General features: G+C 67.3%; 9 protein-coding genes. 4 read left to right on the plus strand and 5 right to left on the minus strand.

What is annotated here, in order from left to right:
• Positions 1-2: 2 nt before the first annotated feature.
• Positions 3-581 (minus strand): TetR/AcrR family transcriptional regulator, encoded by a 579-nt coding sequence (locus tag ABD301_RS03450; RefSeq protein ID WP_279579575.1) that lies wholly within the window; start codon positions 579-581, stop codon positions 3-5.
• A gap of 95 nt (positions 582-676) precedes the next feature.
• Between ABD301_RS03450 and ABD301_RS03455 the strand changes: the two genes are divergently transcribed.
• Positions 677-1,900 carry an MFS transporter gene (locus ABD301_RS03455; RefSeq protein WP_344307049.1) on the plus strand — a complete coding sequence of 408 codons (1,224 nt, stop codon included), beginning with the start codon at positions 677-679 and terminating at the stop codon, positions 1,898-1,900.
• Between the two features lie 65 nt (positions 1,901-1,965).
• Here ABD301_RS03455 and ABD301_RS03460 read toward each other — a convergent pair whose 3' ends face one another.
• Both ABD301_RS03460 and ABD301_RS03465 read right to left on the minus strand, forming a co-directional pair.
• On the minus strand, positions 1,966-3,384 hold the full coding sequence (locus tag ABD301_RS03460; RefSeq protein WP_344307051.1) for a DUF8189 domain-containing protein: 1,419 nt from the start codon (positions 3,382-3,384) through the stop codon (positions 1,966-1,968).
• A 68-nt stretch (positions 3,385-3,452) separates the two neighbouring features.
• Positions 3,453-4,304 carry a siderophore-interacting protein gene (locus ABD301_RS03465; RefSeq protein WP_344307053.1) on the minus strand — a complete coding sequence of 284 codons (852 nt, stop codon included), beginning with the start codon at positions 4,302-4,304 and terminating at the stop codon, positions 3,453-3,455.
• A gap of 311 nt (positions 4,305-4,615) precedes the next feature.
• Between ABD301_RS03465 and ABD301_RS03470 the strand changes: the two genes are divergently transcribed.
• The 3 genes from ABD301_RS03470 (at position 4,616) to ABD301_RS03480 (ending at position 8,269) form a co-directional block, all read left to right on the plus strand.
• The gene (locus ABD301_RS03470; protein WP_344307055.1) at positions 4,616-5,356 is read left to right on the plus strand and encodes a GntR family transcriptional regulator; all 741 of its coding nucleotides are present in this window, start codon (positions 4,616-4,618) and stop codon (positions 5,354-5,356) included.
• Between the two features lie 64 nt (positions 5,357-5,420).
• Complete coding sequence (locus ABD301_RS03475; protein WP_344307057.1) at positions 5,421-7,037, plus strand: putative N-acetylmannosamine-6-phosphate 2-epimerase; 1,617 nt, start codon at positions 5,421-5,423, stop codon at positions 7,035-7,037.
• Positions 7,034-8,269 carry a hypothetical protein gene (locus ABD301_RS03480; RefSeq protein WP_344307059.1) on the plus strand — a complete coding sequence of 412 codons (1,236 nt, stop codon included), beginning with the start codon at positions 7,034-7,036 and terminating at the stop codon, positions 8,267-8,269. The genes ABD301_RS03475 and ABD301_RS03480 overlap by 4 nt, the downstream gene beginning before the upstream one ends.
• An 8-nt stretch (positions 8,270-8,277) precedes the next feature.
• Here ABD301_RS03480 and ABD301_RS03485 read toward each other — a convergent pair whose 3' ends face one another.
• The gene (locus ABD301_RS03485) at positions 8,278-11,250 is read right to left on the minus strand and encodes a beta-N-acetylglucosaminidase domain-containing protein (protein ID WP_344307061.1); all 2,973 of its coding nucleotides are present in this window, start codon (positions 11,248-11,250) and stop codon (positions 8,278-8,280) included.
• Between the two features lie 63 nt (positions 11,251-11,313).
• On the minus strand, positions 11,314-12,078 hold the full coding sequence (locus ABD301_RS03490) for a sugar isomerase domain-containing protein (RefSeq protein WP_344307062.1): 765 nt from the start codon (positions 12,076-12,078) through the stop codon (positions 11,314-11,316).
• Between the last annotated feature and the right edge of the window lies 1 nt (position 12,079).

Genomic DNA, 12,079 nt, shown 5'->3' on the forward strand with positions numbered 1-12,079 from the left:
GCCTAGGAAAACAGCACGTTCGCGGCCCGGCGGGCCAGGGTTTCCAGTTCTGCCGGGCTGTTCGCGGCGAGGACCTCGCTGCGGTAGAGGGTGACCAGGCCGTGGCAGAAGAACCAGCCGGCCAGGCCAGCCGCCTCTGAGTCCTTTGTGGACTGTCCAGTTGCCGCGGCCAGGTCGACCGTGCCGGCGCCGGCCCGCAGAATCGCCATCGTACGATCGCGTTGCTCGGCCAGGTCCGGATCGTCGCGATACAGGGCCGGGCGGAACATCACGTCGAAATGCGCGGGATGCGCCACCGCGAACCGCACATATCCCACGCCGACTTCCAGGAAACTGTTGGTTTCCCGAAGAATCTCGTCCAGCTCGTCTCCGAGCAACCGGTAGCCCTGGGCCGCGACGGCGGTGAGCAGCCCGGTCCGATCGGTGAAGTGATAAGCCGGCGCGGCATGCGAGACGTTGGCCCGACGGGCGAGATCGCGCAGACTGAGCCGCTCGAACCCGTTCTCTGCGATGGCGGCGACCGCGTGGTCTATGAGCACGCGACGTAAGTCGCCGTGGTGGTACGGCTGCACTCCGGTCACGATCACACCCTAGCCGAGATCTTGGCATTGACAAGATCGGCCTTTTCGGCGAATCTTGTCAGTGACAAGATTGAGTCAGAAGACGGGAACACATGGTGACCAAACCCGTAAGTCCGTGGGACTCGCCTGGATTCCTTCGGTTCTGGACAGCGTCAACGGTTTCTGGGTTCGGCACGTACGTGACGACTCTCGCCATCCAGGTGCTGATTGTGCTGTCCCTGCACCAAGGATCGGTGGCCGTCGGGCTGGTCAGCGCGGCCCGCTGGTTGCCCTATCTGCTGTTCGGCTTGGTCGCCGGCGTTCTGATTGACCGTACGCGGCGCCGGCCGTTGTTGGTGGCGACCGATCTCGGCCGGGGCGTCCTACTGGTCGGCATTCCCTTGCTGGCAGTGACTCACCAGCTTACTTTGAGTGTACTGATGGCATTCATGGCCGTCTTCGGGCTGATGTCGTTGCTGAACGACGCGGCTTTCCAGTCGTACGTGCCCCGGCTGGTACCCACGAATCTGCTCACCGCGGCCCATGCCCGACTCGACCAGAGCGACGCCGTTTCGCAGACCTCCGGGCCGGCGCTCGCCGGTGGGCTGGTGTCGCTGCTGACCGCGCCGTGGGCAATTCTCGTGGACGCCGCGAGCTATCTCGTCTCGGGCATTTTGTTGATGCGCATTTCGGTCGCGGAGCCGCCAGGTCAACCGCTGTCGATCCGCGGCGTACGGCAGGACGCGGTGGAAGGCCTGCGGTGGGTCTACAAACACCCCACTCTGCGGCTCATCGCCCTGAACACCCACGGCTGGTTTCTCTGCTCGGCCGTGGTCGGCGCGGTCATGCCGGCGTTTGCGTTGCGTACGCTCGATCTCAGCCCGTTCGGCCTCGGACTCGCTCTCGCCGGCGGCGGCGTTGGCGGACTCGCCGGCAGCCTCGCGGCCACCCGGTTGGGAGCGCGGTGGGGCAGCGGGCGGGTGATCGTCGCATGTCGTGCGCTGAGCGCGGTGTCCTGGTCTTTTGTCGCTCTCAGCACGCCACACTGGTATGGCTGGCTTGTTTTCGGTGCCGGGCAACTCCTCTTTGGTTTCTCACTCGGCGCCGAAAACGCGAACGAGATGGGCTACCGACAGGCCGTCACTCCCGACCGGCTGCAAGGCCGGATGAACGCCACCATGCGCTCGATCAACCGCGCGATGATCGTCATCGGCGCCCCGGTGGGCGGATTCCTCGGTGACACGATCGGCTACCGGCCGATGCTCTGGGCGGGCGCCGGCGGATTTCTGGTGGTGGCCCTGGCCTTGGGCCTTTCCCGGTTCCGCGACGCCCGCACCTGAACCTCCGCGAGAGTGGCGTTCTAGGGTGACAAGACCCCCGAAACGGCACCCTCGCGGCGGGGTGTTTACGGCATTCCGGCGATGGCGGCGCTGGTGGCTTGGGCGGCGTCGGTCGTACCGATCCCGGGCAGGCCGTTGAAGCCGCTCCAGTTTCCGTTGCTGAAGCGGACTTCGTGATACACCCGGTTGTCCAGGCCGACGATCACCACCTGGGACGACCCGTCCGGTTCGCCGGCGATGCCGACGGATTTCGCGCCAGCTGCCTCGGTCGTGCCGATGCCGGGCACCGGCCGCAGACCGCTCCAGTTTCCGTTCGCGTAACGGATCTCGTGATAGACCCGGTCGTTCATGTCGATGATCGCGACCTGGGCGGAGTTTCCTGGCAGACCAGCGATGCTGACCGCCTTCGCGGTGGCACCCAGCGGCGCGAACCCACTCCAGTTTCCATCCGGGAAACGGATCTCGTGATAGACCTGATTGTCGAGGCCGACGATCAGCACCTGCGCCGAACCGTCCGACATTCCGGTGATGGCGACCGCTTTCGCGCCGGCCGGCTCGGTCGTACCGATGCCCGGCAGACCGTTGAAGCCGCTCCAGTTTCCGTCTGGGAAACGAACTTCGTGGTAGACGCGGTTGTCCGTACCGATGATGACCACCTGCGACGAGCCGTTTGGCAGGCCGGCGACGCCGGCCGCTTTCGCACCGGCCGTCTCGGTGGTACCGATGCCTGGCAGACCCTGGAAACCGCGCCAGTTTCCATCCGGGTAACGGATCTCGTGATAGACCCGGTCGTTGCCGACGATCACCACCTGGGCGGATCCGTCATGCAGGCCGGCCACCGCGACATCTTGGGCGTGCGTGGGCAAGCTGCCAAAGCCGGTCCAGTTTCCGTCCGGGAACCGGATTTCGTGGTAGACCAAGCCATCCATGCCGGCAATGACGACCTGCGCCGAGCCAGGCCCAGCGGTCGGAGTGCCACCCCCGGTCAGGCCAACCGGCGTGACGATGACAATGGTTCCGGACATATAGGCGCCCGGCGCGTGCCAGTCATCGAATCGTACGAGCCCGGGGCTGCCTTGGTTTCCGCCAATAGTCTGAACGAAACCATCTCCACGTACGGCCACCACGATGTTCACGTGCGCGGCGAAACTGCCCTGGTAATAGACAATCGCGTCACCGACATGCGGGGTGGTGGTGATGATGTTGTTCGCCCTGCCGTAGCTGGTGAAACTCCCCGAATCCGCGGTCAGGCCGGCAGTCCTGACACCGGGAGTCTGGCCCCACACCCAGCGGGCGAAGTCCGAGCACCATTCCCCGGCGTCACACACCCACCCATTGCCCGAGCAGCCCTTTCCCAGCTGGGCATGGGCGAGGTTGGCAATGTCCTGGCCGGTGGCGGCCTGCGCCGGGCTGGCGGTGAAGGCCACCGTGCCGGCCAACAGGAGAACCAGGACAAGGAGCAGCTTCCGTACGGCAACACGCATGACCCGGCCTCCAGGGCGAAACGAGCGACTGCAGACACAAACGCCCGGCAAGGCCAGTTGTCACACCGTTATTCGATCGAGCCGCCGCGCCGCCAGTAGCCGAGGAAGGTGACCGACTCGCGGTCCACCTTGCGTTCCTTGACCAAATGCCGGCGCAGCGCGGTCACCGTGCTCGACTCACCAGCCAGCCACGCGTACGGCCGACCGGCGAGAAACTGGGCTTCGGTGACCGCGCGGCGCAGCGACAGGCCGATCCCGTCGCCGGCGCCAGAGCGCGGCAGCCAGGTGACGTCGACATTGCCTTGGGTGGCCATCGGCTGCACGTCCGCCTCGTCCGGCACCTCGACGAAGACCATCGCTTTTTCGTCCGGGCCAAAGGATTCCAGGATGCCGGAAATGGCCGGCAGGGCGGTTTCGTCGCCGACGATCAGCCGCCAGTCGCTGTCCGCGACCGGCCGGTATTCGTACCCGACAGTGGGCACCACGGCCGCGTTCGGGCCGCAGATCACCACTCGGTCACCGGTCTTGGCGCGGGTCGCCCAACTGGAGGCCGGCCCGCTGTCGCCATGCAGCACGAAATCGACATCCACCTCGCCGGCGGCCGGTCGGTGATTGCGGATCGTGTACGTACGCATCGGCGGGCGCACGGCGTCGGGCATCTCGCGATAGCGCTGATACCAGTCCACCCCGTCCGGCACCTGCGGCTCGGTTTGGCCGGGCAACGGGAAGAAGAGCTTGATGCGATGGTCAATCCCGACGGTGGTGAATCCGTCGAGCTCGCCACCGAACGTGATCCGGGCCATATGCGGGGTGAGGACCTCGCGGCTCACCACTTCGGCACCGAACATCCGGTAGGCACTGTCGTTTTGCCGGACCGGTGCGGCCGGCGGGCTCGGCGCAGCAACACTGCTGTCGGCCATGAGCAACTCCCCCACGGTTCTGTTTCCACCCAGTCGCGTACAGCACGCCACTACGCGACTAAGGACACCATACAGCAAGGTAAGCCTTACCTACCGGTCGCGCATCTTGAAGTGGGAGCGCCCACATATCGTTTTAGACCAGTGGCACGATTCGGGTAGCCGTACAGCCAGCCAGGTTGCCTGCCGATCGGCGGACCGCTAGACAAGTGGTCTAACGAGAATGGACAGACCCCTGGTGAACCCGATGGCGGGTCACGGAAAGTGTGTGAACGTCATCGGTACGGTTCCGTGGTCGGCGAGGAGGTCCAGCGATGCCCAACGCGGCACCCGGCAAGATCGCCGAGATCCGGGCTCGGCTGTTGGACCTGATCGACCAACAGCCGGAGGGCACCATCCTGCCGTCCGAGCGGGAGCTGGCGGCCCGCTGGCAAGTGGCCCGGATGACCCTGCGCCGGGCGATGGACGAGCTCGTCCTGCAGGACCTGCTGGTACGCCGGCAGGGCAGCGGCACCTTCACGTCTCGCCCGAAGATCAGTCGCCGACTGGCGATGACCTCCTTCTCCGAGGAGATGTCCCGGCGCGGGATGCGGCCGGCCAGCCGTACGCTCGAACTGCGCCGACACCGCGCCGACCGGGCCCGCAGCCGGCAGTTGCGGATCCCCATCGGCGACCCGGTGGTGGAGTTCGTCCGGCTGCGGCTCGCGGACGACCTGCCGATGGCCGTGGAGCGTACGACCGTGCCGGAGCGGTATGTGCCGGGGCTGACCGCCGACGACCTGGACGGGTCCTGGTACGAGCTGCTGGCCAGCCGCTATGGCGTGGAAATCGCCAGTGGCACCTGCCACCTGGAGCCGGCGATGCCCGATCCGAAGACCGCCGACCGGCTACAGATCCCGGTCACCCAGCCCTGCCTCGCGATCCGCGGGATGAGCCTGGACATCCGTGGCCGGGTGATGGAGAGCTGCGTCTCGATGTATCGGGGCGATCGCTACTCGATCACCGCGGAGCTGCGCCCGCCGCGCCCGTCGGTGCCTCGCGGAGCCCTCGGCTGAGCTCTTTTCCTTACACTGCACCAACGTTCCGTGGAGGCGTAACGATGTCCGCAGGTGCTCGATGATGGCAGCGCCGCGCTGGGTGGCCATCGACGGCGGCCAGTCGGGCCTGCGGCTGGTCGCCGGGCCGGAGCCGGCCAGCGGCGCTGGTCCGGGGTTCAGCTACCGCGGCGGCGATCCGGTGGGTGCCGTCGCCCGGGCCGTACGGGCAGCCGCCGCCGATGCCGGGCTGACCGGCCCGGTGGACGTTGCTTGCCTTGGCCTGACCGGAAATCCCACCGATCCTGACGACTCCCAGCGGCTGGCCGCGGCGGTGGGCGGGGCGTTGGACGCCACCGAGGTGCGGCTCTGCGAGGACATGGTGACCGCCCACGCGGGCGCGCTGCCCTCGCGGCAGGGAGTCGTGGTGGCAGCTGGCAGCGGGGTGGTGTGCCTGGGCGTCGGCGCGGATGCGGCGATCCACAAAGTCGACGGCGGTGGGTATCTTTTCGGTGACGTGGGCAGCGGCTTCGCGATCGGCCGGGCCGGTGTGCGAGCGGTGCTGGCCGCTCGGGACGGTCGCGGCAGGCCGACCACGCTGACCGCTCGGGCCGAGAATTTCTATGGCGGGGTAAGGAATCTCGCGGTCAGGCTGGCCAGCTCCGACGCCCTGGTGGCCGAGGTGGCCGGCTTCGCGATCGACGTTTTCGCCGCCGCCGCCCATGACCCGGTCGCCGCGGCCATCGTCGCGGACGCTGCCGCCGGCCTCGCGCACAGCATCGTGGTGACCGTTCGGCGATTGTCGCGTACCGAACCGGTCACTGTCGCCTACACCGGATCCCTCTTCCAGGCCGGTGAGATCTTCCTCGGGCCGATCCGTAGCCGGCTGGCCGAGGTGGTGCCCACGGCCACCTTCGTACCAGCCGCCGGAACCCCTTTGGACGGCGCGAAACTCCTCGCGCAAGGCTCCCTCGGGCCGTACGCGCGACTGGTCCGGGTTTATCGGCCCGAACCGCTGCCCATCGTGTCCACTATGGACAGCCTGCCGTTTCCGGCCGGTTCGCTGGTGGTCTCTTGTCAGGCCTGGTACGGAAATCCTCTGCACGGGCCGGAGTCGATGGCGCTGATGGCCGCCGCGGCCGCCGCTGGTGGTGCCTTGGGCGTACGAGCGAACGGGCCGTCCGACGTGGCCGCCATCCGGTCCACTGTGGACTTGCCGATCATCGGGATAAACAAGCTCGGCGACCCCGGCGGGGTTTACATCACCCCGACCGTGGCGGCGGCGGCCGAAGTGGTGCGGGCCGGCGCCAGCATGGTCGCGATTGACGGCACCGACCGTCCGCGACCCGACGGCAGCACCCTCGCCGATCAGATTTCCGGGATCCATAACGAACTTGGCGTCCAGGTGATGGCCGATGTGGACTCGCTGGCGGCCGGCATCGCGGCCCGGCAGGCCGGCGCCGACCTGATCGCCACCACCCTGTCCGGCTACACCGGCGGCCCGGTGCCGGACGACCCGGACGTGGAACTGGTGGCCGCACTCGTGGACCGGCTGGACTGCCCGGTGTTGGCCGAAGGACGATACTGGACACCGGATCAGGTGCGAGCCGCGATCACGGCCGGCGCGTACGCGGTGATCGTCGGCACCGCGGTGACCAACCCGATGGCCATCACCACTCGACTTTTGAAGGCGATGCAATGATTTCCGTTGGGCATGGGGTGGTGTCGCTGGACGTGCCGCTGGGCACCCCGATGGGCGGATATGCCGCCCGGGTAGGCCCCAGCACCGGCACCTTGGACGGGCTGGAAATGCACGCGGTCAGCATGAGCGCCGCAGGGCGCCGATTTCTCTGGCTGGTTGGCGACTTGCCCGCCATCAACACCGATCTCGCCGACGCGATCACTGCCCGGCTTTCGTCCGCCTCCCCCGAATTGGTGTGGGTCGGTGCCACCCACACCCACTCCGGGCCGGACACCGGCTGCCACGCTGGCGGCGGCACCACCCCGCCCGCTTTGTTGACTCAGCTGACAAACGCGGCACAGGAAGCCGCCGCTGCTGCGGTACGTGCCGAGGTGCCGGGTTTCCTGACTGTCCATAGTGGAGAGTTGGAGGCGGTGGCCGGACAGCGCAGCGGTCCCGCGCCGCTGGGCACCGTCCCGATCACCGCGCTCGCTTTCCGTTCCCCTGCCGGAGATTTGCTCGGCATGATCGCGATCCTGCCGATCCATCCGACGATCCTTGGAGCCGACAACCAACTGGTCAGCGCGGACCTCGCGGGCGCGGTCCGGCAGGGCCTCATCGACGTGCCCTGGACCATGGTCGCCACCGGCGCCGCCGGCGACATCAGTACGCGCCCGCATCGCCGCGAGCAGACGCCGACCGAGCTGGCCCGGCTCGGCACCCTAGCGGCCGCGCAACTGATGGCGCTGCTGGAAAATCCCGGGTCCGCGGTGGACGGTGCTGGGTTGGCCGGCGCTCGTACGCTCGGATTCGGGCTGCCGGCTCGTACGAACGAAGGCGCTCCCGCACTCGCCGGCATTCGGTCACGACTGGCCGCGGCTCAGGCCACTGGTGACCCAGTGGCCGTACGGGAAGCTGAAACCGCCTTGCAGGGCGCCGAACTGTCCGCCGTTTCGCGCCCTGCCGATCCACGGCTCACCGTCAGCGCCATCCAGGTCGGCTCGCTGCGCCTGGTGGCCTTCGGCGCCGAGCCGTACTTGGACCTGCAGGCCCAGGTCATCGCCGGCGCACCGGACGTCAGCGCCCTTGTCGGCTACACGCACGGATATCTTGGCTACCTGCCAACGAAAGCCGCCTACGACACCGACGTCTACGAAGTAAACATTTCTCCGGTGGCAGCCGGCGCTGGTGAACTCGCGGTCGCTGAGGGCATCCGCCTTTCCTCGACTTTGGCGTCACAGTTCCGTAGTTGACGCCACCATCACCCGGCCGGGTAGGCCTGGAGTTCGTAGAACGAGTAGCCCCATTGCAGGGCGCGTTTTGCCCCCTGCATACGGAGGTAGCTGGCGTTGACCGGATCGAAGCGGACTGTCTCCACCCCGCCACTGCCGTGCGATTGGTCGGCGACCGTTGTCCAGGTCGTACCGTCGGACGAGACCTGGAGTTTGTACGCCGAAGCGTAAGACGCCTCCCACTGAATGACCACTTTGGACAGTGGGTACGAGCCGGCCAGCTTGACTGTCCACCAGGCGTTGTCGTCATAGCAGGACGACCACCGGGTCTGCGGGTCGCCATCGTTTCCGAAAGGTGCGCCGAACCGGCTCGGATCATCGATCTCCACGCACGACGCGGTGGCCGATGCGCCCGCTGAGGCCAAAGCCACGTTGGTGCCGAGCGTGTGCGGATAAATGTGCAGCGGCACCTGGAAAATACGACCGGCGAGCGTCACCGTAAGCTGCTTCGCACCGGTTGGCGCGGACGCGGAAACGGTGACAGCCAACGGAATCTGGGTCTGGTCTCCCCTGCGTACGGACACGTCGACCGACGCGGGAGTGACGGTCACACTCGCTGGGGCAGTGACCTGCAGCCGGCCGCGGACCGCGGCCAACGCCGTACTCGCCACCGTGAGGGTCGCGGACACCTGAGCGCCCGCGTCGGCCACCAGTGCGGCCGGGTCGACCGTCAGCGCTGCTGGTACGCCGGACGGCACCGGAACGACCTCGGCCACTGCCGGTGCTGTGGAGTTTTCCAGCCACCGCAGCCGTACGGCGTCGACGCTGAGTCCCTTGACCGGGAGTTCGGCGTAGCCGCTGGAAATCCGGCCGATCGGCTGCCACTGGCCGGACGTACGCACGTCAACCTCGGCCGCCGTTCGCCGGCCGGCCGGCACCGCCACCAGGACCGCGGACAGCGGCGCGGCACTCGCCGCGCTGATGACCAACGCGTCGCCCGAAACCGGCGCGGCGGCTGCCACATAAGAAGTGTCGAGGTTCCGGTCGGTCACGTTTGTCAACGACGATCCCGATGCTGCGGCCGGGCCACCAGTCACCGACCAAGAAGCGGTGCTGCTGAGCCCAAACCAGCGATCGTTCGTCGCCAACGCGTCCCGTACGAACGCGTCTGCGACCGTGTTGGCGACCTTCACATGCGTGGTTCCGTCAATAGGATCGACCTGATGTGCGGCCGCTGCCACCAAAGCCGGGATCTGCTGCCGGTCAGCCCAGGCCCGCGCCCCGTCTCCGGACCGCTGCGCTCGCAGCATGTCCAGCGACAGTTTCATCGCCTGGCCCCACGATGTCATCGCGTCCAGCCATGGGCCGGTCTCGGTCGCGAAAGCCGGTTCAAGACCGGCCCGCAGGATCGTCGGCGCTTGCGCGAAGTCCCGTACCTGCTGCTGGAAAACCGCGATTCCGTGCTGGTCATCGTGTTGCCACGCCGACCAGAAAGCGCTGACCGCGGCCGCCAACCGCGGTGCCTCCACCGGATCGATGGTTTGCATCCAGTTCTCGGCATCGGCGTACCAGCGCAACGCGTCGACGACCCGCTGGTTTCCGTGCGCGTACTCGTATGCGCCGGCCAGCCAGGACACCCGCGGGTCGAAACCGGTGTCGTTCCAGGCGAAGTCGGCGACCCCGAACAGGTCGACCTTACTCGCGGCGGCCTGGTTCATCGGGTTCGCCACGATGCCGACCTGGGCACTCGCGACGCCGTCCTGCCGGCCAAGATAGGGCGACATCGGCGTACGGCCACGCATGTAGTCGTTGACCGGATAGTTGTCCCACAGCAGCATGTCGTGCCCGAACACCTGCTCGGCGGTTTTGGTCTGCGCCACCGTGATCGTGGTCGGGATCACCGCGGTGCCGGTCCACATGACGATCACGTTCTTGTCCAGCTGCTCACGCAAAGCCGTCTTGTATGGCGAATCCGTGATCGAGTAGTACTCGGTGGCGACCGTCTCCAGCCGGCGGACATCGCTGTGTTTGGCGATGAAATCCTGGTTGATCCGGTTCAGCAGGTACGACTGCGCCGCGCCGGCCGCGGCACCTCCGGTGCCGAATTTCGTGGCGTCCGCGGGACAGTTCCAGTTGGTGTAGCTGATGTCGTCCAGCGGAATGTCGAAGGCCCGGACACCAATCGCGTACACCTGCTCGAACTTCGCGATCAGGGTGGCGATGTCCGTCTCGGACGAATAGCAGACCGACAGGCCCGGCGAGAGCGCATACGTCAGCCGGACATGGTTGGCATTGGCCCGATCCACCAGCTCTTTCAGATCGGCGAGCTTGTCCGCCGGGTAGAGGTCACGCCACCTCTCGCGCAGGTACGGGTCGTCTTTCGGGGAGTATTCGTAGGTGTTCATCTTGTGCTGGCCGTAAAAATCGAGCTGGTCCAGCCGGGAGGCGTGCGACCAGGGAGTGCCGTAAAAACCCTCGATGGTGCCGCGCACCTGCGCGGCGGGCCAGTCGCGTACGTGCACCACCGGCAGCAGCCGGGACCGCGCGGCCGCGCTGAGCAGCTGGCGGAAAGACTGCACCGCATAGAAAGTGCCGGTCGGGTCGACCCCGGCGAGCGCGACCAACTGGCGGCCGTGGCTGCTCCCGGTGGCCAGCACATAGCCCTCCGCGGGCAAACCTTCGGTGTTGCCGGCCGACAAAGTCGCCAACACGTCGGCGGTCGCCGGATTTTCCGTTGCACCACCGAGATAGACGGTCAGCGGCCCGGACTCCGGCCGGTCGGTGACCTGCACCCGTACGCCGGCGCCTTGCAGTGCCACTGTCAACGCGGTCAACGCAGCGGGATCGGTGGCCGCACCGCGTACGACGGTGACCGTCGGTGGCAACACAACGGCGCCCCGTGACACCGAAATCTGGTGTGGCCTGGGATAAATCGAGGGCGCCGGTGCGGCCGCTTCAGCCGGTGCGTACGACACGGCCACCGCCGTGGCGGCGCCCAACATAACGGTGACGGCAGCTCTTCCCCATCGCACGTACGCCTCCGAACCGGTGCGGCAGCCGTCGGCTCACGGCTCCACCGGTCGGATCCGCGCGCCGAACCGCGCCCACAGTTCCTCGTTGTGGGCGTCGCCTTCGGGCACGTTGTTGGAAACCATGACCGGTGGACGGATGCCGCGCTCCAGCAGCCGGCCGCACACCTGCGTGACGACCAACTGCACGATCAGAGCGCCGGCAACCGTGGACATCGGCCCGGTCGCAGCACCGTCCGGCAGCGGCACCGAAGCATCTCCGTAGCGCCCGCAATTGTCAATAACCACATCGGCGACCTCGAAGAGCCGCAACCCGCTTGGATGCCGCGAAGTGATCCGCCGACTGTGCTCCAACGACGTGATCGCGACGATCTTGTGACCGCGGGCGCGGGCCAACTGGGCCATTTCCACGATGACGCCGTTGCCGCCGGACTGCGAGGCGATCACGAAGACATCGCGCGGATCCACTTCAGCGAGCCGCAAAATCCGCTCCGCGAGGCCGGGATCGCGTTCACAGAGCGGATCCAGGATCTCCTTCGGGTCAGTGTCACCGAACAGCACCAGATCCTTGACCGCGAGCATGTTGACGGGCAGCAGGCCGCCGGCCCGGCCGGTGAATTCCTGCGCGAGTGACCGGGAGTGGCCAGTGCCAAAAGCCTGCACCACAGCCCCGTCGGCGATGGCCGCCGCGATCAGCTCGGCGGCCTCGGTGACCGGCCCACCCTGGGTCTCGATGATCCGGTCGACCACCGCCCTGGCCTGCTCGGCCGCCGCCGTCCACCGCACCGTCGGATAGGTCACA

This window comes from Fodinicola feengrottensis, from assembly GCF_039530045.1.
In the GTDB taxonomy this organism is placed as follows: domain Bacteria; phylum Actinomycetota; class Actinomycetes; order Mycobacteriales; family HKI-0501; genus Fodinicola; species Fodinicola feengrottensis.